25 protein-coding genes, 1 other RNA gene and 1 riboswitch are annotated in these 24465 nt (G+C 36.9%); of the genes, 15 read left to right on the top strand and 11 right to left on the bottom strand.

The genetic code is table 11. The annotated features are described in order from the left end of the window. The first annotated feature begins 412 nt into the window (after positions 1-412). Genes ABDZ91_RS18410 through ABDZ91_RS18425 form a run of 4 tightly spaced genes read left to right on the top strand, consistent with a single transcriptional unit; the run spans position 413 to position 2894 of the window. Positions 413-781 (top strand): GntR family transcriptional regulator, encoded by a 369-nt coding sequence (locus ABDZ91_RS18410; RefSeq protein ID WP_343802269.1) that lies wholly within the window; start codon positions 413-415, stop codon positions 779-781. Next, positions 778-1479, top strand: coding sequence for an ABC transporter ATP-binding protein (locus ABDZ91_RS18415; RefSeq protein ID WP_343802272.1), 702 nt, complete (start codon positions 778-780; stop codon positions 1477-1479). The genes ABDZ91_RS18410 and ABDZ91_RS18415 overlap by 4 nt, the downstream gene beginning before the upstream one ends. After that, a complete protein-coding gene (locus tag ABDZ91_RS18420) occupies positions 1466-2128 on the top strand; it encodes a hypothetical protein (RefSeq protein WP_343802275.1) in 663 nt (220 codons plus the stop codon). Before ABDZ91_RS18415 ends, ABDZ91_RS18420 begins: the two co-directional genes overlap by 14 nt. A gap of 49 nt (positions 2129-2177) precedes the next feature. Continuing rightward, positions 2178-2894, top strand: a complete 717-nt coding sequence (locus ABDZ91_RS18425) for a CPBP family intramembrane glutamic endopeptidase (protein WP_343802278.1) — start codon at positions 2178-2180, stop codon at positions 2892-2894. Positions 2895-3113: 219 nt separating this feature from the next. Here ABDZ91_RS18425 and ABDZ91_RS18430 read toward each other — a convergent pair whose 3' ends face one another. Beyond that, entirely contained in the window at positions 3114-3701 is a 588-nt protein-coding gene (locus ABDZ91_RS18430; protein ID WP_343802282.1) for a TetR/AcrR family transcriptional regulator, read from the bottom strand. Between the two features lie 148 nt (positions 3702-3849). Here ABDZ91_RS18430 and ABDZ91_RS18435 point away from each other — a divergent pair, with 148 nt between their 5' ends. Then, on the top strand, positions 3850-4587 hold the full coding sequence (locus ABDZ91_RS18435; protein ID WP_343802285.1) for a DUF3784 domain-containing protein: 738 nt from the start codon (positions 3850-3852) through the stop codon (positions 4585-4587). 25 nt (positions 4588-4612) lie between these two features. Here the strand turns inward: ABDZ91_RS18435 and ABDZ91_RS18440 are convergent, their stop codons facing one another. Beyond that, positions 4613-5002, bottom strand: coding sequence for a hypothetical protein (locus ABDZ91_RS18440; RefSeq protein ID WP_343802288.1), 390 nt, complete (start codon positions 5000-5002; stop codon positions 4613-4615). 160 nt (positions 5003-5162) lie between these two features. Between ABDZ91_RS18440 and ABDZ91_RS18445 the strand changes: the two genes are divergently transcribed. Both ABDZ91_RS18445 and ABDZ91_RS18450 read left to right on the top strand, forming a co-directional pair. Further along, positions 5163-5648, top strand: coding sequence for an AraC family transcriptional regulator (locus tag ABDZ91_RS18445; RefSeq protein ID WP_343802291.1), 486 nt, complete (start codon positions 5163-5165; stop codon positions 5646-5648). Between the two features lie 133 nt (positions 5649-5781). Next, positions 5782-6441: a peptidylprolyl isomerase gene (locus ABDZ91_RS18450; protein ID WP_343802294.1), complete on the top strand. Its 660-nt coding sequence runs from the start codon at positions 5782-5784 to the stop codon at positions 6439-6441. 57 nt (positions 6442-6498) lie between these two features. Here ABDZ91_RS18450 and ABDZ91_RS18455 read toward each other — a convergent pair whose 3' ends face one another. Then, the gene (locus ABDZ91_RS18455; protein WP_343802297.1) at positions 6499-7518 is read right to left on the bottom strand and encodes a Gfo/Idh/MocA family protein; all 1020 of its coding nucleotides are present in this window, start codon (positions 7516-7518) and stop codon (positions 6499-6501) included. 150 nt (positions 7519-7668) lie between these two features. Then, a complete protein-coding gene (locus tag ABDZ91_RS18460; RefSeq protein WP_343802300.1) occupies positions 7669-8958 on the bottom strand; it encodes an MFS transporter in 1290 nt (429 codons plus the stop codon). A 194-nt stretch (positions 8959-9152) separates the two neighbouring features. Here ABDZ91_RS18460 and ABDZ91_RS18465 point away from each other — a divergent pair, with 194 nt between their 5' ends. Next, positions 9153-9518: an SCP2 sterol-binding domain-containing protein gene (locus ABDZ91_RS18465; RefSeq protein WP_343802303.1), complete on the top strand. Its 366-nt coding sequence runs from the start codon at positions 9153-9155 to the stop codon at positions 9516-9518. Positions 9519-9872: 354 nt separating this feature from the next. On the opposite strand, the gene ABDZ91_RS18470 is transcribed toward ABDZ91_RS18465, so the two are convergent. The 4 genes from ABDZ91_RS18470 to mgtE form a co-directional block, all read right to left on the bottom strand. After that, positions 9873-10874 carry a DUF3231 family protein gene (locus tag ABDZ91_RS18470; RefSeq protein ID WP_343802306.1) on the bottom strand — a complete coding sequence of 334 codons (1002 nt, stop codon included), beginning with the start codon at positions 10872-10874 and terminating at the stop codon, positions 9873-9875. 49 nt (positions 10875-10923) lie between these two features. Next, on the bottom strand, positions 10924-11403 hold the full coding sequence (locus ABDZ91_RS22005) for a CBO0543 family protein (RefSeq protein ID WP_425541867.1): 480 nt from the start codon (positions 11401-11403) through the stop codon (positions 10924-10926). Beyond that, positions 11388-11861, bottom strand: coding sequence for a CBO0543 family protein (locus ABDZ91_RS18475; RefSeq protein ID WP_343802309.1), 474 nt, complete (start codon positions 11859-11861; stop codon positions 11388-11390). Before ABDZ91_RS18475 ends, ABDZ91_RS22005 begins: the two co-directional genes overlap by 16 nt. 117 nt (positions 11862-11978) lie before the next feature. Next, positions 11979-13334, bottom strand: coding sequence for a magnesium transporter (gene mgtE, locus ABDZ91_RS18480; RefSeq protein ID WP_343802312.1), 1356 nt, complete (start codon positions 13332-13334; stop codon positions 11979-11981). Between the two features lie 171 nt (positions 13335-13505). Next, a riboswitch (M-box (ykoK) riboswitch) is annotated at positions 13506-13674 on the bottom strand. Positions 13675-13840: 166 nt separating this feature from the next. Here mgtE and ABDZ91_RS18485 point away from each other — a divergent pair. From ABDZ91_RS18485 to ABDZ91_RS18510, 6 genes are all read left to right on the top strand, one after another. Beyond that, positions 13841-14518, top strand: a complete 678-nt coding sequence (locus ABDZ91_RS18485; RefSeq protein ID WP_343802315.1) for an RNA polymerase sigma factor — start codon at positions 13841-13843, stop codon at positions 14516-14518. A gap of 81 nt (positions 14519-14599) precedes the next feature. Then, positions 14600-14962, top strand: a complete 363-nt coding sequence (locus ABDZ91_RS18490; protein ID WP_343802318.1) for a VOC family protein — start codon at positions 14600-14602, stop codon at positions 14960-14962. 230 nt (positions 14963-15192) lie between these two features. Next, positions 15193-15390, top strand: a non-coding RNA gene (gene ssrS / locus ABDZ91_RS18495) — 6S RNA. Positions 15391-16062: 672 nt separating this feature from the next. Then, positions 16063-17841 (top strand): oligopeptide ABC transporter substrate-binding protein, encoded by a 1779-nt coding sequence (gene opp4A, locus ABDZ91_RS18500; RefSeq protein ID WP_343802321.1) that lies wholly within the window; start codon positions 16063-16065, stop codon positions 17839-17841. Between the two features lie 517 nt (positions 17842-18358). Further along, complete coding sequence (opp4A, locus tag ABDZ91_RS18505; RefSeq protein WP_343802324.1) at positions 18359-20149, top strand: oligopeptide ABC transporter substrate-binding protein; 1791 nt, start codon at positions 18359-18361, stop codon at positions 20147-20149. 234 nt (positions 20150-20383) lie between these two features. Next, positions 20384-21604, top strand: a complete 1221-nt coding sequence (locus ABDZ91_RS18510) for an MFS transporter (protein ID WP_343802327.1) — start codon at positions 20384-20386, stop codon at positions 21602-21604. Positions 21605-21720: 116 nt separating this feature from the next. Here the strand turns inward: ABDZ91_RS18510 and pepT are convergent, their stop codons facing one another. Together pepT and ABDZ91_RS18520 are read right to left on the bottom strand one after the other, a co-directional pair. Continuing rightward, positions 21721-22989: a peptidase T gene (pepT, locus tag ABDZ91_RS18515; RefSeq protein WP_425541868.1), complete on the bottom strand. Its 1269-nt coding sequence runs from the start codon at positions 22987-22989 to the stop codon at positions 21721-21723. A 70-nt stretch (positions 22990-23059) separates the two neighbouring features. Then, entirely contained in the window at positions 23060-23602 is a 543-nt protein-coding gene (locus tag ABDZ91_RS18520; RefSeq protein ID WP_343802331.1) for a flavodoxin family protein, read from the bottom strand. A 287-nt stretch (positions 23603-23889) separates the two neighbouring features. Between ABDZ91_RS18520 and ABDZ91_RS18525 the strand changes: the two genes are divergently transcribed. After that, positions 23890-24120, top strand: coding sequence for a hypothetical protein (locus ABDZ91_RS18525; protein WP_343802334.1), 231 nt, complete (start codon positions 23890-23892; stop codon positions 24118-24120). A gap of 59 nt (positions 24121-24179) precedes the next feature. Here the strand turns inward: ABDZ91_RS18525 and qoxD are convergent, their stop codons facing one another. Beyond that, positions 24180-24464 carry a cytochrome aa3 quinol oxidase subunit IV gene (gene qoxD, locus ABDZ91_RS18530; protein ID WP_343802474.1) on the bottom strand — a complete coding sequence of 95 codons (285 nt, stop codon included), beginning with the start codon at positions 24462-24464 and terminating at the stop codon, positions 24180-24182. Position 24465 lies beyond the last annotated feature (1 nt).

A 24465-nucleotide genomic window follows, 5' to 3' on the forward strand; every position in this document is an offset into this window, starting at 1 on the left:
TGGTAGCGAAGATGAAAAGGCGAATACCAAACCGGCAACAGGTACATGTTGTAATTAAGGTAAGGGTTTCGGGGTGACCCTGAGGTTCAACTCCTCATACTCACAACTTATACCTTTTAATGTAACAGCATTACAAATGACTCATACATTGTACAACCTGGTATTGATTTTCGTTTCGTGAGGGTGGATAGGGGAAAAATAGCATTCTCATCATATATCAGTTTTACAAGGCTTTAATCAAAGGGGTTAAAGCCTTTATTTTGTTTAGAGTATTTGTAGAGCTCTTGATCCATAAAGGTCAAGAGCTCTTTATATTTATATTATGAATGATCAACCTATTGACAATTCACTAAAAACGAATTACTGTATTAGATAACTAATACAGTAATTTTTTGATTGTGTGGTGGAATCAATGGAATTTAATAAAGTCGAGCCAATATATACTCAGATTATTGAAGACATAAAATTAAAAATTATAAACGGCACCTATTTGCCTGGACAAGAAATTCCCTCTAGACGTCAACTTGCTAAAGATTTGGGGGTAAACCCTAATACAATCCAGAGAGCATATAGGGAGATGGAAGAGAAAAAATTAATAGTCACTTCAAGAGGGCAGGGGAGTTTTATCACAAGTGATCAGACGATTATTAATTCCCTAAAAGATGAAGCATTGTCAAGAGTAGTAAGCCAAAGTGTTGAGAAGCTACGATCTTTTGGAAGGTCTGATCATGAGATTATTGAGCTTATTCAGAAGTTCATGAAAGGGGAGCATCGAAAATGATTCAAGTTAATCAGTTGAATAAGTCCTTTGGGAATAAGGAAGTGTTAAGAGATATATCGTTTTCAGTCGGTGAAGGTCGTATCATTGGATTATTTGGAACAAATGGAGCTGGTAAATCTACATTACTAAAGGTCATCGCGGGTTTATTACGTATTGATCATGGAAGTATCACATTCCACAGTCATCCATCTTCAATTGAGAAAAGAAGCTTAATTGCTTACCTTGGTGAACAAGACACATGGTATCCTTGGATGAAATTATCAGATGCGATGGATTATATGAAGGATATGTATAGGGATTGGGATCATGAAAAGGCACAATATCTACTAAATTTCTTTCAATTAGATAAAAATGAAAGGATTCGAGAGGTATCTAAAGGAACTCTCTGTAAAATGAATTTACTTTTAACATTAAGCAGAAGAGCAAAGTACGTCTTATTAGATGAACCCTTTTCTGGGATTGACCCGTTTACACGAAGGGAAATTTCAAAAGCTATTGTCGATGATTTTGTCGATGAGGGGCAGACAATAATTGTTGCTACCCAAGAGATTGAAGAGGTCGAAATGCTACTTGATGAGATTCTTTTTTTAGATCAAGGACAGTTACTATTACATGAACAAGCGGAAGAACTGAGAAGAACGAACAAACAAGGATTATTGGGTATTTTGGAGGAGGTGTATGCTCATGCGCGCATGTAAGAGATTGTTATTGGCAGAATTGAGGAATAGACAATATGTGTTTTTGTTAACGATTGGAGCAATTATTCTGTTACATTCAGTAGTTATTAGCCTAATCATTCAAAGCGTTGATATCGACCTTATCAGGTGGATTGACATTGGTTTGATTTCAATTGCATTCTTTATCCCATTTCTCCGTACATTTACGATATGGCAGGATGAGTGGAAGCGCAAATCAATCCAGCGACTATTAACCTTACCTACATCTAGAATCTATCTAGTAATTGTCAAATATGTAGTAATATTTTTGGAAGTCCTCACCATATTGATTCTGACCATTCTAGCCATGTGGATTCAATGGCATGTAAGCAATGGATTGTTATTTAGAGTTGAACCCATTCTAGCCATGGAATGGATGAGTATTGGGCAAATCCTAAATATACTCTTATCCATAACATCTTTAATATTTATTTGTTTTATGAGTTATCTATTTGGAAGGTCAATCAACCGTTTCTATCTGCAAATTACATTCATTACAGTTTTTCTAAGTTTACTAGTGTCCATTACTATATATTCAATTGTGCCCCATTTTCTAACTATTTTAGTATTTGTCCTAACCTATTTTTCATTCAGTTATTGTCTTTTAGATAACAAAATGTCTGTTGAGTAAACAGTGCTAGAATCTATGAACAAAGCCAACTTGAAGGGAGTATGTTGTCATGCTGGGTATCATTGTACAGATTATCGTGTCCTGGATTATACTTCGAATTTTTGTTAAGAAGGATCTAACAGCCCTAGGGATAAAACCTTTTGGATCAAGAAGCTTGCAATTCCTGATAGGATTTATGTTTACAGCTTTTCTATGTGCGTCCATACAAATGATTGATGCTTTTCTCACCAATACAAACTGGGAAGTCTCTTCAAAACTGACTTTTATAGAAGGACTAAACGCTTTCTGGTTGAATGTAAAAGGAGTTTTGTTCGAGGAGTTAATTTTCCGTGGTGCACTTCTGGTTATTATTATTCATAAGTTTGGAGCAAAAATAGGGATTCTTATTTCTGGAGTAGCTTTTGGAATTTACCATTGGTTCTCGTATGGTGTACTGGGAGATATAGGTTCAATGACAGTAATATTCTTTATTACAGCTATGTCTGGGTTAGTCTGGGCATATGCCTTCAGTAAAACGAAATCGATTGCTTTACCAATAGGTCTTCATTTAGGTTGGAACTTCACCATTAATTCAATCTTTTCGAAAGGTCCATGGGGTGAGCAAATTTTAGTACCCGACAAAGTAGAATTTGTTTCAAATCCCATTTTGAACCTGGTTGTATATTTTGTATTACCATTTGTTGTTGTTCCAATATTAACATGGTTATTGATCAGACTTTGGGGAGGAAGAAAAATCAAGTTTCATACGACTCAGATTACAAAATAAGGATGCCTTTCTTCCATGTATTTAAAACAATAATTGACATCAGTCATAACATTTTTGGTCTTCCAACAGTTTAAGACATTCTGATTTGCTGTTTCAAAAACTCTATAAAGATTAAATAATGGCGTGAAAAACAGTTGTCAGTTTGCACGCCATTTTCTTGATCGTTTATAGGATATGAAATCCAATAGGAACGGGTTATTACATTTCTGACACTGTGCTTTAGTGATCCCTTTTCCCCAGAACCCCATAGAAGAAAATGCTTGCGATTTCTTCAGTAAGCGGAAACGCTTTTTGGTACACATGCTCCTGTTGGAAATATTCTTTTAACATTTGCACATAGAATAGAATCGCTTCATTTGATAGGTTTGGGTCTACGTATCCTTGTTGTTTTCCTTCTTCAAATAGTTGGATGAAGGCAGGGAGGGCTTTTTGGGCATAGACTTGTTCGATATAGTTGCCTTCTGTTGAATACTGTTTCATCATGTATTCATAAAATTCTTTGTTGATCTCGGTTGCTGCTTCTTTTTTATTAAAAATGATGCTCTTAATTTTTTCAGGATAAGGTATTTCAGCATTCAGTACTTTTTCAAATTCATTCATGGTTTTATCTACATAATAGATGAAAGCCTCTTGAATCAATTTATGTTTATTCTCAAAGTAGTTATAGATGGTTACTTGAGATACATTCGCTTCCTTTGCTATCTCTGATATAGATACCTTTTGGATTCCATATTTCAGAAACAAGTTAAGAGAGGCATCTAAAATGTCTAATTTCTTCTGCTCTCTCCGTCTTTGAAACCCGTCCATTCACTTCACCTCCACTTTAGTTTAATTAAATTTTTGAAATAAAACAAATCATGAAGTTCAAAAAGAACAAATGTTAATTTACTAGGAACTTTTTCTTACTCCCATCCGTATTAAAAGTAAGATATCTTTTCAGGGTGGAGTGAGGAAGATGGGTTCAGGAGCTATCGCTTTTTACATTGTAATGGGTTGGACCTTATTGATAACGGGAGGACTTACTTACTTAATAGTAAAACAGAAGAATTACGACTTAATTTCTGGCTTCGGTAATAAAACAAAAGAAGAACAAGAACAGTTAATCCAAAATGGATATCCGCAAGCCATTGGGAAAGTACTATTGCATACTTGGATCATTTTGCTGATCTCCTTCATATTGGGAATTTTTCAAGTCCCCTATGGTTTTGGGATAGGGTTAGCCATCTATTTAATCTATCTCTTAGTGGGAATGGTGTATGTGCAAAAATATTATCTAGTGGATAAACGAAAAAAGTATGGCGTGTTAACCAGTGTTTTTTCACTAATAGTATTGCTCGGTGTAGGTGGACTTGCTTTTGCTGGATTTCAAGATGAGAAACCAGAAGTGAAAGATGGTGTTTTCAAAATACACGGTATGTATGGAGTCGAATGGCCAATTGAAGATATTGATGAAGTTACACTACTTGATAAACTGCCGGAAGTAAAACTAAAATCAAATGGATTTGCAGCAGCAGGAAGGTTAAAAGGTTCTTTTCGCCTAGAGGAACCTTATGGAAAAGGAAAATTATTTGTCCATAAGGGATATTCCCCTTATTTATATATTCAAAAGGATGATGAATACCTTATTCTAAATAGAAAAAATCAAGATGAACTATATGAGTTGATGGTGGAAATTCAATCAACCAATAAATAAAAGCCTATCATAGAGAGATAGGCTTCTATTTATGAACGGCTTTTTTTACAAAAAGTGAGACAAAATTGGCTCTATAAATGAAGAGTAAGTATGTTTCGCATAGAAGAAGTATAATGGCAAGTACAAGAAGCGAATGATCATGAAGTAGGTGCAACAAGAAGATGTTTGCAATCAATGGGGCCAAAATTGCTAATGCCAGAGGGACAAAGCGATTTATTAGTAGTAAGCACCCACATATGATTTCCAAAGATTTTTCTAAGACTAATAGATAAGGAAGCTGAAATACCTGCATGGCTTCATCACTGGTAGCAATATAAGGATCAAGATTAAATATGACAAAGTATCCATTAATACCCGCAACAAGAAAAATAAAGCCTAAAATATAACGTGGTAAAGCTTTCATCCAACTTTTCATTTAATCCCCCCTATAAAATCCCTTTATTTAGATTATACAAAACAATATATAATCTTTGTGCTTGAAGCTTCTAAAATATTCTAATTTTCATAAAAAATGGTTTACAAAGGGAACGTGCGTTTGTAATATAGAGATAATTAGATAAATGGAGGGTCATTTCATGTCGGTAAACGTTGTTAAACATGAAGAATTAAAGTTAATCGGGATTCCATGTGTAAGTTTGAAAGAGATGGCAACTAAATATAAAAATGCAAAAGAGGGGTTACTCTCTGCTACAAAACATATGGAAAATATCATAAACCCTAACATTCACTACGGAATTTGGCCAACAAGTGAAGTGCAAAAAAACCCAGATACACATGTGTACATTCTTTGTGTTGAAGTATCTACATTCGATGGGGTACCGGAATGGTTTTTCAAGACAACTCTAGCTCCACAAGAATGTATTGTCGCAGTAGACAATAGTGATCGTTGCTTCGATAATGCTGGTGAAAAAATTCAGCAGTTTAAAGAAGAGAATCAAGTTCAAGTGTCCGCAGAAGAAAGAACGTATACGATTTGTGAAAAGTATGAGTACGAAGGGGAAGGGTATTCTCGCTATTCTTTGCCTATTGTCCCACAAACACAAACCGCTTCCAACAAATAGTAGGAGCGGTTTTATCTTTTCCGTGTTGGAGAAATAATCTACTGATACAAGTACCTCATTCGTAAGATTTGTGCTATAATTTGGTATATTTCTCTACCAAATTGTCGACTATTAGGAGGATTAGGAGAAACCAATGATCTTAAAGAAAAAAGGTTACATACTGCTCTTAACCACATGGATGTTTACTATTATGTTGGCAGCTTGTGGTTCAACTCAATCTGAAACAGGAGGAAATGACTTGAAAACTATTGAAAACTATCCAACATCTATTGAAGAAAATCCGATTGTAACGGTTACCATGGAAAATGGGGATGAAATGAAAATTGAACTGTATCCAAAGGTTGCACCAAATACAGTTGCCAATTTCATTTCTTTAATTGAAAAAGGATTCTATAACGGTGTCATTTTTCACCGTGTTATTCCTGGGTTTATGATCCAAGGTGGAGACCCTAACGGAAATGGAACTGGTGGCCCTGACTACTCCATTAAAGGCGAATTCAGTTCAAATGGATTTGAGAATAACCTAAAGCATGACCGTGGAGTATTATCAATGGCTCGTACAATGGTTCCTGATTCTGCAGGTTCTCAATTTTTCATCATGGTAAAGAATTCTCCACACTTAGACGGTCAATATGCTGCCTTCGGAAAAGTCATTGAGGGAATGGAAGTGGCTGACAACATCGTAGCTGCTAAGAGAGATATGTCAGACAAGCCTTATGAAGATCAAAAAATGAAGACTGTTACAGTGGATACGAAAGGGCTGGATTATCCAGATCCAGAAGTAATTAAATAAGAAAAATTTTAAAATGGGGCAACCACTATAATTTCGTGGTTGCCTCCTTATTTTCAATCATATTTTTATGTCCTCTACGTGCTTATAATAAGAGGACAAATCAACCCATTTATTTTCAGCTTTACGAAGCACATCCAAAACCACTTGAGCTTCGTACCCTTTGGAAAAATCATAGATGTCTGCTGCTTTTCCATGAATGGCATCTATTATATGCTTTAAAATCCATGGATGCTCTGATGGGTGTTCCAATTCTAGTTCCATAAGAGGCTCACCAGTTGAACCAGCCAATAGAGTTCGGAAGTTTTTAAACGTGATGGTCCCTTTTGTTCCGTAGGCTGTAAGCGAAACATTTTCTTCGCCAGCCACGCCACTAACACCATCTATTAAAATCGTTTCTCCTGTTTCAAGTTTCATTCTGGCAATAACATTATTTTCACATTCATCCACGCTTGGGTAATGGACTTCACTTTGGACATGAGTAATTCTTCCAAACATACGTTGAATGGCTTGAATAAGGTGTATTCCTTGTTCAAGTAAGAATCCACCTTGTTCACGTGTGGAGATCCAACTGTTTTGTTGCCATTCAGGTGGCCAGTTTGGATAGTGCATGGTAAGGCTAATTCTCTTTAGGTCACCCAAAAACCCGTCTTTCACCATTTGATGAAACTTTTTTATCGGTGGCAAGTAGTTCTGACCAAAGTGAAGAGCATGGATGACGTTTGTTTGTTCAGCCTTCATCCACATATTTTTAGCTTCTAAAATGGAGTTCGCTAATGGCTTTTCACATAAAACATGAATGCCCTGATCCATTACATCATTTAGGATTTTTTTATGAGTAGCAGGTGGGGTAGCAATGTAGATTAAGTCTAAATCCATTTCTGAAAGCATGTCATGGTGAGAGTGATACCAATGAGGAATATCGTGATGTTTTGCCACTTCTTCTGCAACAGTAGCATTCACATCACAGACAGCAGTAACGGTTATTTCATCTTTTGAATGCAGGAAGGAGATTGGCTTGATTATATTTTTTCCAAATGCACCTAACCCGATGACTCCCATTTTAATTGTTGAACTCATTCACCCAACTCCTTAACTAATGAAATTCATTATCTATTCTATAGAAATACGGTCTATTGAATAGTCTATTTTTGGAAAAATTTATATGTTATAATTAGGATAGAGAGAAAAAACAAGGTCCCTGTCAACAGGCACCTTGTGTTTTTTTGTTTAATGTAGGTCTACTAAATTCTTAGATTCTCCCGTTTGTGAATGGGCCTGTTTTACTAACAAACTTCCTTTTCTTAAGAAATAGAAAGCGATGATGAAAGTTAGAGATGCTCCATAGAAGAGAGCAGGATGGCTCCAGACGTCCATTAGTAACCCGAGAAGTCCTGGGGCAATAATAGCGGAGGCCATTGAAAATAAATAATACAACCCCGTAAAGAAACCAATTCTACTTTTTCCACCCAAATCCGCAACTAAAGGGTAAGCCTGAACGTTAATGAATGACCATGCAATCCCTCCTAAAAATAAAACAATCTGAAGGAGGAGGACCTGGTTACTAATTGGTACAAAAGGTAACAACGGAATAATGATAAAGATAAGAGGAAGTAGTACCAAACCTACTAACATTATTGGTGCCTTTCCCCATTTACTCCCAAGTAAACCAGCTGGAATCGCGAAAAGAACAAATGATAAACTAAAGAATCCCAGTGTAAAACCGGCTGTACTTTCATCCATTTTCAAATGCTCTACTGCATAAATCGTAAACTGAGATTCAATTCCGGTATAACCTATAAAATAAATAAAAATAGCAAGAAGAATAAAGAAGTGACCTCTAAATTCAGGTTTCTTTAATGTTTTTATTCCTTCACGTAACGAATTAGTTGCTTGGCTTTCATCCAATGAATCGCTAGTATTCGAAGCATAAGGTGGTTTTCGATCTACCGTAAAATAGAGCAGGACAAAGGTAATAAATAATAAAAGTCCAGCTACGATAAAAGGGTAAGCGCGGTCCACCCCATATAACTTCGATAATCCAAACAGTGCAACAATAGCTCCCACTCCACCCATAAAATTGATAATTCCATTAGCTGTTGAGCGTTTTTCTGGAGGAGTATGGTCAGGCATTAGAGCAATTACGGGTGCTCGATAGATGGTCATGGCTAGTAAAAACATAATATCTACGGCAATAAGAATCCAAAACGTAATCGTGGAAACAAAAGGGATCAGTATAAATGTAAGAGCTGCTATCGGCATTCCTACCACAAGAAAGGGAAGACGATTCCCAATCCGAGTACTCATTCTGTCTGACCACGCTCCAATTACCGGGATCAAAAGAACAGCTAGTAAATTATCAAGCCCCATTATGGCCCCACGGACAGCCTTACTATCAATATAATCCCCTAGAATGAGTGGCATATAGGCATTATAAAATGTCCAAACAAGCATTAAAGCAAAAAATCCGCTTCCAATCACAAATATTTTAGAATACAAAAATGGTCGTTCCTGTTTCATATAGCACCTCTTAAAAATTTGGATACTTATATATTCGGTTTTCAAAAGGTTTTTTCCTTTAATTTTCCTTACTTGATTCTGGTCGGAAGTACTTTTGGAAGATTCAGAAAAACTATTCAGTATTATATTTGAGATGTGGTACTATAATAGGTATGTATGAATGAATAATCATTCATTATTGAAGGGGGATCACAATGACCAAGACAATTGAGCAGTATTCACTTGAACAGATGATGAGTTTAATTGAGAAAGCGCTGAATGAGAAAAATGAAGCTATACAGGATGTTAACAGTGTTTATCAATTCGATATTAAAGATGAGGATGTTGTAATTTATCAGCTACAACTCAGCAATGGGGTTGCAAAGGTTACAAAAGGGTCCGAGTTAGAAGCCGTATGTACACTTAAAATGTCACTGGGTAGCTTCCGAAAGTTTTTGATTGGCAAACTTAATGGAACTACGGCCTTCATGATGGGGAAACTGAAGATAGACGGTGACCTTGGGAAAGCGATGAAGATAGAGAGTATTTTACGGCAGTATGATATTGAGGAGTATTTATAAAGAGTGGAAAGGGCCAGGGATAGGTCCTTTTTTGTTTTCCTGATTATGTCCATATGCTGGTTATTGTTCTGGCTTTGAAAGGGTTTAGAGAAAACTAGGAAATAAATCTAGTTTATGTTCTGGTTTTAGAATTGGAGGTTACAAACTAGGAGATAAATCCAATTTATGTTCTAATTTTTATACAGGGAGGGGGCAAACCAGGAGATAAATCCAGTTTATGTTCTAGTTTTTAGAGTTGGAGGTTAGAACTAGGAGATAAAAACAGTTTATCCTCTGGTTTTGAAAAAAAGCCCTGGTAATCATTCCATAAATCCAACAAACGCATGAAAAGAGTGGCCAATAGCCGCGGCCACTCTACTTCGTTAACTGATTTCTATCTTCCATTTGCGGAGGTTGTTCTAACCAGCCATTCTTTGCCATAATTTTTCCACCGTCTTGACCAAAGGTTAAAATATCTTTCGCCGTTCCAATCATGGTCAACGGTAAATCACTTCTTAAACTAAAGGTAGTTCCAATGGCATTACTTCCTAAACCGAAGTTACTGAATAAACTCGTGCAATACATCATGAGTTTATCTGAGAAAGGTGCAACCTTCGATGTAGTTGCCTTCGCTCCCCACGTAGCAGGAGGCTGGATGTCACTTTGAAGTAGTATTTTTGTATAATCTGTTACTATTTTTTTGGATAACTCTTTCCCTGCAATAAAATACTTTTTTACATCCGGCTCATTGGCTACCTGTGCAAACCCCGTCATCATTTGCATACCAAAGACATTTGTTTCAATCGCAAAATATATGTATGAAACCTCCACCGTATTTAGCGCTCTTTTATCTGAAAAAAGGTTGAAACCAGACATATAATTTGTACTTTCCGCAAATTCTACCGCTTTTGGCATTGTTACAGCAGGAGAGGGTGATAAGACACGGTGGTCTTGTAAATATTCTACGCATTCGCCATAAATGCTTTGATATAGTCCAGTCAGTTCTTTGTATAAAAGAACAAGATCTTTTCTATAAGACATACTTAAGTGAAGAGTATGTAATCCAGTACCTATTTGCACCAATGTACGAAGGAACATAATATCAAACATGTTATCAAAGAGCTTTGGTACATCTTTATTTACATCCTGTTCCGTAAAGCCTACAGGTATAACAGCTCCTTCACTTGTAAAAAGAACCTTTAGTTTTTCTACTACTTGTACAACCTTTTGATGTGAAGTCGATAAAATTTCACGAGCACGTTCATCATCTGCTTTTTCAATGAAATATTCTAAAATCCTCTGAACCATGGTTTTTTCTTGGTAGGTCATCCACAGTGTAGCTAATTCGCTAGAGCTTAATGGTGTTTTATTCGGCATGTGAAACCTCCTTAGGTGATTCTAGACCATTTATTCCCACATAATTTTATTATGTTTTTTTTACTGACATCCATTCTTCCTTTTTTAAAAAATTATTAGTCATTCTATGATTGATCCAGACCCCCAAATAGATGAATATGTATTTCGGGAGCGAATATATTAGTTTCCATCCGCTGTATTTAATGAGAAGAATCTGTACAAAAACCCATTCTAAACTCCATATAATCAAAATAAAGGCAAAGAAATAGAGTATCATAGTCCGAAACTTATGGTGAAATGGAAACCAATTCAGAAATAATAAACTGGTAATCGAATAGAAAGTGATTCGTACAAAGAAATCGGTGTAGTGGACATCAGGATTCTCCGTGTAATAATAGAGCTCATATTTCCCCTTGAAAATAGCATCCCACACTAACCCGAAATAAAGCACAAAAAAGATAGTACTATATATCCCAATTCCATTGATTTTTTTAGGAGTCCACCAATATAAAATTGAAAGGAGGATAAGAATGATTAGAAATCCGAACATGTAATCCCTCTTTTAATGAGCAAACGAACCCACTTAAGATTTAGTAATAATATGATAAATAATAAAGGGTAAATCGGTGCTGAATACCAGGTACGCCAGCCTTGATAGTTGAAGAGATCGGAGTGGTTGGCGGCAAACCATTCATAGAGTAATGAAAAAATGGTCCAAACAAAAATATAAATGTATTTTTTTAATAGCGAGCTTTTATAAGGAAATAGATTGAGGAATAAAATATTTACCGCTGGATAAATGCCAATCCCAGCAACCAAATCCATATAATGTACACCTGGTTTAAAGTAAGAATAAAGCTTGTACATGCCTCCCAAAATAGAATCTGCTAGTAAGGCGAGGTACAAGGAAAAGAAGGAAGTGACATACATTTCAAGCTTTGTCACTTGTTTTGGGATTTTCCAAATTATTAACCAAAAAATCGTGATGGTAGCTACCATTAAAATCATTCTTAAATCATCCAGTTTATTTTTTTTGATGGTTGTTAAATCATTTTATTCTTTCACATGTAATCGCGTTTTATGTAAAAAGACCTGCTCTCCATGATGGAAGAACAGGTCTAAATTTTATAATAGGCTTGTTAAAAAGAATGTCGCGAGTCCGAAATATATAAATAGAGATAAAATGTCATTAATGGTTGTAATTAGCGGACCCGAGGCAATTGCGGGGTCAATATTTATTTTGTAAAGTAGGATCGGAATAATGGTTCCAGCCAGCGTCCCGAAAATGAGTGTTAAGAGAAGGGAAGCGCCAATCACAAACCCTAACACTAAGGACTGTTGCCATATAGCTGCAACGCCAAAAATCAAAATTCCACAAGTAATTCCAATCATGAGTCCTACTTTACTTTCTCTCCATATTAACTTTAGAATTTGATTCGCCTCTAATTTAGTAGAAGATAACCCGCGAATAACCACAGCGAGTGACTGTGTACCTGTGTTCCCCGTCATACCCGCAATCATTGGCATAAAAAAAGCTAAAGCCACTACTTGATCTAATGTATTTTGAAAAGTACTAATTATACTACCTGATATTAGTCCTATGAATAATAAGAGTACTAGCCAAGGTAATCTTCGAAAAGAAGCTACCGTTGCGGGTGTGTCAAAGGTAATATCTTTACCTGTCGCAGCGAATTTTTCATAATCTTCATTGGCCTCTTTAATGAAGACGTCGATAATGTCATCAACTGTTACAATACCGACTAATTCTTTGTTGTCATCGACAATCGGAATGGCTAAAAAGTCGTAGCGTTCAAACAGGCCTGCGAGCTCTTCCTGATCCATGTATACATTAGCCGAAATTACCCGACTAAACATAATAGACGCGACCTTGTCTTCTGGATTACTTAATATTAAATCACGATAGGAGAGCACTCCTTTTAGCCGCCGACTTTCATCAATCACATAGAAATAGTTAATATTCTCAGCAATTTCAAGGAAACTGCGTAATTTTTGAATAGCTTGTTCAACTGTCGAATCATCTTTAATCCAGACATAGCGGTTATTCATCAAACGTCCAGCTGAGTCTGGAGGGTAGTCAATGATCGACTGGACAACCTCGACTTCATGCTTTTCCATAATAGAGAGGTAATATTGACGAGTCTCTTCATCAAATCCTTCTAAAATAAAGGCGAGGTCATCGTTTTCCATTTTGCGTAAAACTTGTTGAAGCAATGAACGCTTCATGAGCTGCAGAGCGATGGTTTGCAACGGCTTTTCTAGTTCTACAATCAATGCAGAAATGAGGTCTACCGGGAGTGAATTGATGAAATTCGGGTGATGTTTCCTTGGGATAGCCTGGTAAAGTTGAGCAATATCATAGGGCTGCAGCTCTTCTATAATCTTATTAAACTCTGTTTTTTTTCTTTCTTTTAAGAGTCTAATAGTTTTCAAAACCAATTCGTCGATGTAGTGTTCTGTCACATGGTTTCCCCCTCCTGAATCTGGGGACTATGTGCAGCAAAGAGTGGTCGTCCCCAGACTACTATTTAGTTTTGGCCTTCTCGATTCTCCGGGTCCTTCCATTCTTTTACTCACCTCCGTAATAATAAAAAAGTACACCTCGAATAAAGGTGTACGTGTTGAACCCAATCACTAGACCTTCATTCGTAGAGCTTTAGCACTGAACGGCATAGGCAACAATGTTGCCAGCTACATTAAAAACCACCTTATGTCGATGGTTCCTGTTGACCCATTGGCGTCTTTGGACGTTTTTGGGCAGCAGCATATCTCCGGACAGGAGCCTCACCTAACGAAGTATTTAATTTCTATTTGAGATTAGTAGAAAAATCCCTAAATGTCAACCATTTTACATACATTTTGTGAGGCGTGAGGTCTACATATATATGTATTCAATTATCTGTAAAAAGTGTGCTAGACTTCTGCCTAAAAATGTTAAAATGAGGGTAAAGGGGGACCTTCCATTCATTATGTGTGAACAAATTCTTTTACAATACCAAGATGATTTACATAGATACTGTCGTTCGCTAACAGGGACTCCTTGGGATGCGGAGGACCTATATCAAGAAACACTTGTTAAAGGAATGAAGAACTCAAATATATTGACACAACACCCTGCCCCTAAAGCCTATTTATTTCGTGTCGCTTCCAATGCTTGGATTGATGAATGTAGAAGGCGAAAGGCAGACGTAGGGTTGCCGGTTGGGTATGAGACAGCAGACACTTTAATTTTAGTGGACCCACTAGAAGTGAAGGAATCAGTAGAAAAATTGGCAGCACAGTTACCACCATTTCAAGCGGTCATCTTTTTATTGGTAGATGTGTTTTTATACTCGACCAGAGAGGTAGGAGAGATGCTAGACAAAACGGAAGGTGCCGTAAAAGCGGCCTTACACAGAGGGAGACAGCGTCTGGCCACTGGAGAACATCCATTGAGAAAAAGAGATAGGTTGGAACCTGCAGAACAGTTGAATTTAATCCAGCAATTCCTCAAAGCCTTTCGGAATCAAAAACCAGAATTGATTGCTCGGGCATACCGACAATTAACAGAAGTCGGTTTACGTGCAGAGCGTTATTTTTCTGGAGGAACATATTATTTTACCTTCTATGATCCAGAGGGAAATGCATTTTCTGTGATAGCTGAATAAAAAATTTCTAATTTAAGCGTACCTAATTAGTAGATTCATCCGTGTATAGGGTGAAAACAACTTTTAAGGGGAGAAAAAAGGATGAAAATCAAGAACAGAATTAACACATGCTTTATTCATTTAAAGGATTTAGAAAAGGCTAAGGAATGGTACAAGATGGTATTCCCATTTGAAATTGAATCAGAAAAAGAAGGGGACTATGTTTCATTTAAAATGGAAGGGACAGGCCTAGTATTACTTCAAACTCATCATAAGGAGATCACTCCTTTACCTTATTCTGTTTTCTTTTTTGAAACAAACGATGTGGATGGGGTTTTTCAGGAACTTCAGGAAAAGGGAGTAAAGACCGACCCCATTACATCTTACGGTGAAGGTATGAGGGGTTGTAGCGTTTATGACCCAGAAGGAAATATTCTACTAATTTGTACACCGCCTGTTGAATAGTTAATAGGGATGGCCTGTTTAAAGAACCAGGCCATCTTTTTATAATTATTGAGCAGTATACCCAACGTCTACCAATAGGTTTGTACCCGTCGTAAAGTCATTTTTACTTAAATAGAAAATCACAATTTCATCATAAAATAGAGGCCCAATTACATATTGGAATTGATTAAATGAGCAAAAGAGGAAGGCATTAACATTGATTTTTAGGAGGACAAGGTATATTATATATATACAAGCTGCATTGCTCGTAAGTCTACGTAAAGTTTTAACCTTTAAACTTATATAGGGAGTTTAACATTGAAACCGAAATGACATGTTTCTGTCTACATGACATGGAAAACAGGCAGGAAGGTTTCTGCGAACACCCACTTTGAGGAGTGGTGGTTTAAAACTTTCTTATTTGAGAATACGGCAAAGGCGGCTCTAATAATTGCTTATTCAAACCAGTTCCGGTAGGGGGAACTGGTTTTTTGTTTTTATAAATTTGCAGATGAGGAGCGGGGGCTGGTGTGGCGCACTCAAATCGGAAAACTCGCACTCATTTGGTACAAATGTGCACTCAAACGTTTGTTTTTCGCACTCAAACGTAATATCGCACTTAAAACTAAATTTTCGCACTTAAATTCAAAAAATCGCACTCATTTAAATATTTTCGCACTCAAATCACAATTTGCGCACAAACCACTCCAAAAAACAACATCCACACCTCATATTCATCACAATCCACCCATACCCAACCCTGTCAAGAACACCAACAACCTAAATAACTACCACACTAACCAAAAAACTCCCTCATAAAATCAGATTCTGCTAAAAAGTCAGTCCAAAATCCAAAAAAATTTATAAAAAATCGGCTTTTTAATAAATAAAAATCCTTCAAAACATTTGTAAAATATTGTCGAATTCTGAAAATTTTAAAAAAGGTATGGTAATGTATCCCATACCTGTGATATATTATCTCCATATTACGAAAGTGTTACAGAAATATAATAAATATTTCACAAAGGTAACACTGGTGTTTCTATTTAAGGGGGTGATTACTAGTAATCTATAAATCCTAGTTTTTTAGATTTGTTGAAATCAAAGGGGGAGTCAATTCAATGAAAAGAAAACAATTTCTATTACTAATGATCATGTTCCTCATCGCTTCTCTGTTCCTTGCAGCCTGTTCCGAAGATAAAGAAGAAGGTCAGAAAAAGGACCCGGATACAGAAGAAAAGGACAATAAGGAAGAAAAAGATAATGAAGAACAAAATCCAACTACAAGTGAACCTGTAGATGGAGGAACCATTACTTACGCCATGGAAAGTGAATTTGAAGGCCTTTTGGATCAAGTTTATTTTTCTGGCCAATCAGATGCAGAAATTTTGGCCTTCACTTCTGAAAATATGATTTCTTTTGACGAAAACTTGAAGCCTATCCCATGGTTAGCTGAGTGGTCTGTATCTGAAGATAATAAGACATACACATTTACTTTAGTTAAAGACGACATCAAGTGGCATAATGGGGAAACCTTAACCATGGAAGATTGGGTATTTGCCATTGAAACGATTGCACATCCTGATTACACTGGACCAAGATATGTTAACGTCCAAGATATTGTTGGTGCTGAAGAGTTCAAAGCTGGGACTGCAGACAGCATTACTGGTTTAGTCATGTCAGACGACAAACAAACATTAAGTGTTACTTTTAAAGAAGCAAAAATTAACAACCTGACAAACCTATGGACGGCTCCTATGTCTAAGAAAGCATTCGAAGGAATTGCTGTTGCAGATATGGAAGAGTCTGATCCAGTTCGTAAAAATCCAGTAGGTACAGGTCCATTTAAAATTGTAAATATCCTCCCTGGTGAATCCATTGAAATGGAAAAACACGCAGACTACTGGAGAGGCTCACCACACCTAGATAAACTTATCGTAAAAGTTATTGATGGTTCGTTAATGGTTGGGGAATTAGAAACAGGGAACGTTCATATGAGTGCTTTCCATCCATCTATTCTTCCTCAAGTTGAAGAATTAAAGAATGTTGAGATTGTGGAAGTGCCTGGTTTATCTTATTACTACGTTGGATTTAAAATGGGTAAATGGGATGGTAGCAAGAACGTAATGGATCCAAATAATAAATATGTCGATAAAGACCTAAGAAAAGCAATGCTTTACGCCATTAACCGTCAAGAGTGGGTAGATGCATTTTTCAGTGGTCTTGGTGGTCCGGTTAATACACCAAGCCCATCCGCTCACTGGATTACAGCTTCTAGTGATGAACTACCAAATAACTATGAGTTTAATCCAGATAAAGCGATGGAATTACTAGATGAGGCTGGATATGTAGATGTAGACGGCGACGGTTTCCGCGAAGATCCGAATGGAGATAAGTTTGTTATTAACTTCGGTCACTATGACACTGGTAACCCAACTTACGAGGCACGTGCCAGAGCTATCACACAATACTGGGGAGATGTCGGTCTTCAAGCTGAATTAACGATGACTGAAGTCAACCTTTATTATGAGATGGTAGAAAACGACGATCCTGCGATTGAAGTATTCTACGCAGGATGGGGAACAGGTTCTGATCCAGATCCGTATGGACTTTGGGCAGAAGATGCGCTATGGAACTACCCACGTTGGGTTAATAAAGATTCTGACCAACTTATGTTAGATGCACTAAATATGGATCTACTCAAGGATGCAAATGGTCAAATTAGTGATGAAAAACGAAAAGAGATTTATGTTGAATGGCAAAAAATCATGAACGAAGAGCTACCAGTTCTTCCGATTATGGAGCTTAGAGATGCATGGGCTCTAAACAGCAACTTAAAAGGAGTCTCTTTCGGCGTTAATGGATTTAACCCACCAAATGAATGGTGGTTTGAACAGTAATAAACCCCCCCAAAGGTTTAGTTACTACTATAAGTTTATATCTTTGAATATAAGAGACCTCACATAAAAGTGGGGGCTCTTTTTAATTTATTTTTGCCAATCTAGGGTTGTATCGGAAAGTAGGTCAACTCTAAAAAAAAACATGGTAAAAATTACAAAAAATGAGTTTGTGCAAAATGTACAAAACGCTACATTTATCAACTTCTACTATAAACCTCTAGTAACTCAAGAAAGACAGGGCTTCTATCCTACTCTTTTAGTCCTATTAAAACTTTGGGCAATTTAGTCATTTTTCCCACGTTTCTGAAAATTTATAATTTTTTTAAAAAAAGTGTAGAATTTTAAATTCTAGTTTGATATATTGTTGTTAAAATTACAGAATTATTACACAATAACTGAATAGTTGTAACATAAGTCTCATTCATTTATGTTTCCATCCACTTTTAAGGAGGTGATCTCTACATATAGAGCTTACTTGCATTATTAAAATTACTAGATTTTTGGGGGGAAACAAAAAATGAATTTCAAAAAATCATCAATGCTATTGATGGTCATGTTGTTAGTCCTATCTATCTTCCTAGCAGCTTGTAATAGTGGAGATAAGGAAGAAGGCAAAACAGAAGACCCAGGTACTACAGAAAATAATGATAACGACGAAAAAGATGAAGACAGTGGCGATGAACAGCCTGCAAATGATGGACCTGTAAAAGGTGGAACTCTTACTTACGCAATGGAAAGTGAGTTCGAAGGTCTTTTAGATCTTGCATTTTACGGAATCGCTTCTGATGCAGAAATTTTAGGGTTCATCAACGAAGGTATGTATTCTTATGATGAAAACCTTCAACCAATTCCTTGGTTAGCTGATTGGACAGTGTCAGATGATAACTTAACTTATACATTTACACTAGTTCAAGATGATATTAAGTGGCACAACGGTGAAACATTAACTATGGAGGACTGGGTATTTGCGTTAGAAACAATCGCACACCCTGATTATACAGGTCCTCGTTATAATTATGTTCAAAACGTTGTAGGTGCTGAAGAATATCACGCTGGAGAAGCGGATAGCATTTCTGGTTTAGTGATGTCTGATGACAAGCAAACACTTGAAGTTACGTTTACAAAAGCTGCAATTAACAACTTAACAAACCTTTGGTCTTATCCAATGGCTAAAGCTGCGTTTGAAAGTATTCCTGTAGCTGAAATGGAAGAATCTGATCCTGTTCGTAAGAATCCAGTTGGGGTTGGACCATTTAAAGTAACAAACGTTCTTCCTGGTGAAGCAGTTGAAATGGTTGCTCATACAGATTACTGGAGAGGTGCTCCAAACCTTGATAAAGTTATCGTCAAAGTAATTGATGGTGCATTAACAGTTGGGGAATTAGAAACTGGAAACATTCATATGACTGCTTTCCACCCATCTATTCTTGAACAAGTTCAAGCATTAGATAATGTTGAAATCGTTGAAGTTCCTGGTCTTTCCTACTACTACATTGGTTTCAAAATGGGTAAATGGGATGGAAGCAAGAACATTTATGATCCAAACAATAAATACGCTAGTAAAAACTTAAGAAAAGCTATGCTTTATGCAATTAACCGTCAAGAATGGGTAGACGCATTCTTTAACGGATTAGGTGGACCAGTTAATACACCAAGTCCATCTGCTCACTGGATTACTGCTTCTAATGACGAATTACCAAACAACTACACTTATGATCCAGCTAAAGCTGAAGAACTTCTTGACGAAGCTGGTTATGTAGATGTTGATGGTGATGGTTTCCGTGAAGATCCAAATGGAGACAAATTTGTAATCAACTTCGGTCACTATGACACTGGTAACCCAACTTACGAGGCACGTGCTCGTGCTATCACTCAATACTGGGGTGACGTTGGTTTACAAGCTGAACTTGTTATGACAGAAGTTAACCTATACTATGACATGGTTGAAAAAGACGACCCAACTATTGAAGCATTCTATGGTGGTTGGGGAACTGGTGCTGACCCAGATCCATCTGGATTATGGAATGAAACTGCTCTATGGAACTACCCACGTTGGGTAAATGATGAGGCAAACGCATTATTAGATGATGCTTTAGATATGGATCTTCTAAAAGATGCTAATGGCAACATCGATAACGATAAGCGTAAAGAAATCTATATCCAATGGCAATCTATTGTAAACGAAGAGCTACCTATGCTTCCAATCATGGAGCTTAGAGATGCTTGGGCTATTAACGAAAACGTTAAGGGCATCACATTCGGAGTAAATGGTACTAACCCTGCTAACGAGTGGTGGATTGAGCAATAATCCACACTGTCCTCCCATAGGATTGTTATAACGGGCAAAAGAATACCATTACTTATATTTAGGCTTTAAGGTAAGAGACCTCACAAAAATTGTGGGGTCTTTTACTTTTTAATACAACATTAGTAGCTTGCTAGCTTCAGTATTTATGTTTTTATATGGATGTAACTGGAATAATGGAGTATGATAAAGGGGTAACGTATTAAACGATTTCAGTGTTGAGGGAGTTTTTACAGCATGAGCTATATTCAGAAGGGGACAACTCCGTTTCGTATGGCGAACTTAGCGTTATTTGCAGGTGGATTCAATACGTTTGCCATTCTATGGAGTACACAACCTCTACTGCCAGAAATTGCTAAGCAGTTTAATATTTCACCAACCGTATCTAGCTTAAGTGTATCGGCGACTACAATTACTTTAGCTATTAGTCTATTACTTTTTGGATCCCTATCAGAGGTGTTTGGTAGAAAGTCAGTGATGGCCATTTCTTTAATTGCCTCATCTATTCTTGTCATTTTAACGGCATTAAGTCCAAGCTTTCATTTTTTACTTTTATTTAGAATATTACAGGGTATTGCTTTAGCTGGGTTACCAGCCGTTGCGATGGCCTATCTAGGCGAAGAAATTGAGCCAAAGAGTCTCGGTTTAGCCATGGGTTTATACATAAGTGGTAATTCCATTGGAGGAATGGGCGGCCGGATTATTAGTGGAGTTTTAACCGATCTCTTTAATTGGCAAATGGCTCTTGTTGGGATTGGAGTTGTCAGTCTTCTTGCTAGTTTACTATTTTGGTACACACTTCCGGATTCCAAACATTTTAAACCGCGTAAATTTGAGTTTACAAAACTAGTGGGTTCTTTATTTAGTCAATTTAAAGAGCCAGGTTTAATTTATTTGTTTGCTATAAGTTTTTTATTAATGGGTAGCTTCGTTAGCCTCTATAACTATATTGGATTTCAACTACTGGCTCCTCCATATTTATTAAGTCAGACAGTTGTTGGTTTTATTTTTATTGTGTATCTCGTAGGGACATTTAGTTCTACTTGGATGGGGATGCTTGCTGATCAACATGGGCGAGGGCTGATTATTAAAATATCTTTATTAATTTTATTGGTTGGAGGCATCATTACAATACACTCGAATTTGTGGGTCAAAATATTGGGAATTGCCATTTTTACTTTCGGGTTCTTTGCAGGTCACTCTATTGCAAGTGGATGGGTAGGTAAAATAGCAACGCATGATAAAGCACAAGCATCAGCCCTTTACTTGTTCTCCTATTATTTCGGTTCCAGTTTCGGTGGTACAACTGGGGGGATATTTTATAGTGGTTTCGGATGGATCGGTGTAATCACGATGATTTCGCTATTCGCTATTCTAGCCATTGGATGTGCATTTGCTCTTGTGGGTACCCATAAAAGGAAACAAAAATTGAACGTAACATCCACACATCATATATAAAAATAGGGGGGGTTCGACATAGTCGGACCTTTTTAATTTGGTCTAAAAGAGGGAGGGAGCTTCAAATGTAAAAAGGCGCAAGCCCCCAATACGGTTACTTGCGCCAGAATTAAACGTTATGCTTTTTCTTCGAATAACTTAATGATCTCAATCATAACATTCGTTGCTTTTTCCATGTTATCAACTGAGATGTATTCATATTTACCATGATAATTTTCTCCACCCGTAAAGATGTTTGGTGTAGGTAGTCCCATATAAGATAGTTGAGACCCGTCTGTTCCGCCTCGAATTGGTTTGATGACTGGCTGAATATCTAATTTAGTCATAGCTTCATAAGCAATATCAACAATGTGCTTCACTGGTTCAATTTTTTCTTTCATGTTATAGTACTGATCTTTCATTTCTAAAATAATTTTGTCTTCACCGTATTTCTTTTTTAGTGCAGCAACAATGGTATTAACTCTTTCTTTTCGTTCTTCAAAGTTTTCACGGTCAAAATCACGAATGATATAAGATAGTTTTGTTTCCTCTACATCTCCTTGAATAGAGGAGAGGTGATAGAATCCTTCGTAACCCTCCGTATATTCTGGAGCTTCTTCATACGGTAATTGCTGATTAAACTCCATTGCAATTTTTGCCGAATTCACCATTTTCCCTTTTGCCGTTCCAGGGTGAATATTGTTTCCTTTTAATGTAAGTCTAAATCCAGCGGCATTGAAGCTTTCATATTCCAATTCACCAAGAGGACCACCGTCCATGGTGTAGGCATATTTTGCACCAAAAGCAGCGACATCAAATTTGTGTGGACCACGGCCAATTTCTTCATCTGGTGTGAATGCTACACGGATTTTTCCATGTTTGATTTCAGGGTGCTGGATTAAAAAATGCATTGCTGTCATTATTTCAGCAATACCTGCTTTGTTGTCTGCGCCAAGAAGGGTCGTTCCATCAGTAGTCATAAGAGTGTGACCCTTGTATTGTAATAGAGATGGGTATTCAGTGGGTGAAAGGATCACCTCAGGATTTAAGTGAATGTCACTTCCGTCGTATTTTTCAACTACTTGCGGATTCACATTTGTACCCGTAAAATCTGTAGCCGTATCTAGATGGGCTAAGAAGCCTATCGTGTCTACTTCCTTATCCGTATTGGAAGGAAGGCTGGCCATCACATAACCGTTTTCATCCATTGTGATTTCTTGCATTCCAATTTCCTTTAATTCTTCTACTAGCATTTTTGCAAGAGTCAATTGTCCTGGTGTGGAAGGGCATGTCTCACTAGTTTCATCTGATTGAGTGTCCACCTTAACGTATGTAGTAAGACGCTTGATTAAATCGTTTTTCAATTTCAACACCTCAATTATGTAAGATACTTTATATTTTATCATGTAGAAAGAAATTGGAATACGACGAAAGTTTTATCATTTCATGAAAAAGAGATTGGCTTTATACCAACCTCTACTCCGTTAATTCTTTAATTAGAGTCGGAGCCGCTTGAATGGCTCTTTGATCTTCTTTAATTTCACCAGGCTTATTTGCTTTTCCGATTAGATACCCTTCAAACGATGTACCAAAAAACTCAAAGATATGCTTGAACTGCTGAATAAGAGGGAGGCCTTTTATATAAGGAGAGTCTCCACCTACTGCAATGACATATGCTTTCTTTTCTTTCAATCGGTCTTTAAAGTGACTATATCGATCTTCTCTCATGATTTGTGACCATCGATCAATGAAGGTTTTCATTAAACTAGTCATGCTATACCAATAAATAGGGGTAGCAAATACTAAGACATCATGATCCAACATTTGATCTACAATCGCCGCCATATCATCATCTATTTCTGGAAAACCTTCTTCTGAGTGCCTTTCATCTTGTATATCTTGTATAAAACAGTCTCGTAAGTAAACGTGAGTAGCTTTATCCTCTGGAACTGCTAGATGTGCAAGGTATTCAGTATTACCATCGGACCTGGTCGATCCGTGGAACACGATGATTTTCAAATTGATTTCCTCCTAATCCTAACAAATTATCCCTTAAAGGAACCTTTATCTTCATTTTAAATACTATGTTCTTTTACTTCAATGATTCGAACTCAGGGACCAGAACGATATCTAAGATAAGCAACTTTATAATAGGGTGCTCTACTGGGCATGTCTTTATAAATGAGGCCATCATTGAAAGTACGGGGAACCCCATAAATACATTTAATCATTTGTGTCTATTTTCAAAACAATGTTTGACAATATTGTGAACTCGGTGAATAATATAATCATAAGGGGATGATCGAATGGAATCTAAAAAAATATTGAACGCCGTTAAATATGCAGGTGGCTCCGTATTATTTTCTGGGATTATGATGTTTATCATCGGCTTTTTCGTAAGCGGTTCCAGCCTATTAACGTCCATCAGTATCGGAACCATCATGGGAGCGGTATTTATATTCTTAATGGGTGTATTCTTTGTGGTCACAGAAGAGATGCAGGATAAAAACAGAGAGAGATTAGGTAGGCAAAATTAAAATAATCTATAATTAAAAAACAGACCAAATCAAAATATGAGATGGTCTGTTTTTTTTGTTTACATATAGCCCCATACCATTGCGAGTAAAGTACCAAACACAGTAACAAGGGCAATAATAACACCGTAATATACGTTTGTATAAATCGCAGCTTTGTCTTCCGTTTCACCCGCATGCATGAATACCACTAACTGAAGTCCTGCTTGAATAAAAGCAGTAATTAACAGGATGGTCATCCCAACTCCAAAGGACATTTCAAAGAAGTAAACCGCTAATGCAACAAAGGTGAGTACTAGAGAAAACACAAAGCCCATCACTTGTTTACGCGGGAATAGCTCTTTCATC

This window comes from Bacillus carboniphilus, from assembly GCF_039522365.1.
Classification (GTDB): domain Bacteria; phylum Bacillota; class Bacilli; order Bacillales; family JC228; genus Bacillus_BF; species Bacillus_BF carboniphilus.

Bases quoted from the DNA above. Each gene is read 5' to 3' on its own strand.
- ABDZ91_RS22005 (WP_425541867.1), bottom strand. From the start codon at position 11,403: ATGTTCGGATTTCTAATCATTCTTATCCTCCTTTCAATTTTATATTGG.
- ABDZ91_RS18425 (WP_343802278.1), top strand. From the start codon at position 2,178: ATGCTGGGTATCATTGTACAGATTATCGTGTCCTGGATTATACTTCGA.
- ABDZ91_RS18450 (WP_343802294.1), top strand. From the start codon at position 5,782: ATGATCTTAAAGAAAAAAGGTTACATACTGCTCTTAACCACATGGATG.
- ABDZ91_RS18485 (WP_343802315.1), top strand. From the start codon at position 13,841: ATGTGTGAACAAATTCTTTTACAATACCAAGATGATTTACATAGATAC.
- ABDZ91_RS18415 (WP_343802272.1), top strand. From the start codon at position 778: ATGATTCAAGTTAATCAGTTGAATAAGTCCTTTGGGAATAAGGAAGTG.
- ABDZ91_RS18460 (WP_343802300.1), bottom strand. From the start codon at position 8,958: ATGAAACAGGAACGACCATTTTTGTATTCTAAAATATTTGTGATTGGA.
- ABDZ91_RS18510 (WP_343802327.1), top strand. From the start codon at position 20,384: ATGAGCTATATTCAGAAGGGGACAACTCCGTTTCGTATGGCGAACTTA.
- qoxD (WP_343802474.1), bottom strand. From the start codon at position 24,464: ATGAAAGAGCTATTCCCGCGTAAACAAGTGATGGGCTTTGTGTTTTCT.
- ABDZ91_RS18455 (WP_343802297.1), bottom strand. From the start codon at position 7,518: ATGAGTTCAACAATTAAAATGGGAGTCATCGGGTTAGGTGCATTTGGA.
- ABDZ91_RS18445 (WP_343802291.1), top strand. From the start codon at position 5,163: ATGTCGGTAAACGTTGTTAAACATGAAGAATTAAAGTTAATCGGGATT.
- opp4A (WP_343802321.1), top strand. From the start codon at position 16,063: ATGAAAAGAAAACAATTTCTATTACTAATGATCATGTTCCTCATCGCT.
- ABDZ91_RS18475 (WP_343802309.1), bottom strand. From the start codon at position 11,861: ATGATTTTAATGGTAGCTACCATCACGATTTTTTGGTTAATAATTTGG.
- pepT (WP_425541868.1), bottom strand. From the start codon at position 22,989: ATGATAAAATATAAAGTATCTTACATAATTGAGGTGTTGAAATTGAAA.
- ABDZ91_RS18410 (WP_343802269.1), top strand. From the start codon at position 413: ATGGAATTTAATAAAGTCGAGCCAATATATACTCAGATTATTGAAGAC.
- ABDZ91_RS18420 (WP_343802275.1), top strand. From the start codon at position 1,466: ATGCGCGCATGTAAGAGATTGTTATTGGCAGAATTGAGGAATAGACAA.
- ABDZ91_RS18470 (WP_343802306.1), bottom strand. From the start codon at position 10,874: ATGCCGAATAAAACACCATTAAGCTCTAGCGAATTAGCTACACTGTGG.
- opp4A (WP_343802324.1), top strand. From the start codon at position 18,359: ATGAATTTCAAAAAATCATCAATGCTATTGATGGTCATGTTGTTAGTC.
- ABDZ91_RS18525 (WP_343802334.1), top strand. From the start codon at position 23,890: ATGGAATCTAAAAAAATATTGAACGCCGTTAAATATGCAGGTGGCTCC.
- ABDZ91_RS18490 (WP_343802318.1), top strand. From the start codon at position 14,600: ATGAAAATCAAGAACAGAATTAACACATGCTTTATTCATTTAAAGGAT.
- ABDZ91_RS18430 (WP_343802282.1), bottom strand. From the start codon at position 3,701: ATGGACGGGTTTCAAAGACGGAGAGAGCAGAAGAAATTAGACATTTTA.
- ABDZ91_RS18465 (WP_343802303.1), top strand. From the start codon at position 9,153: ATGACCAAGACAATTGAGCAGTATTCACTTGAACAGATGATGAGTTTA.
- ABDZ91_RS18435 (WP_343802285.1), top strand. From the start codon at position 3,850: ATGGGTTCAGGAGCTATCGCTTTTTACATTGTAATGGGTTGGACCTTA.
- ABDZ91_RS18440 (WP_343802288.1), bottom strand. From the start codon at position 5,002: ATGAAAAGTTGGATGAAAGCTTTACCACGTTATATTTTAGGCTTTATT.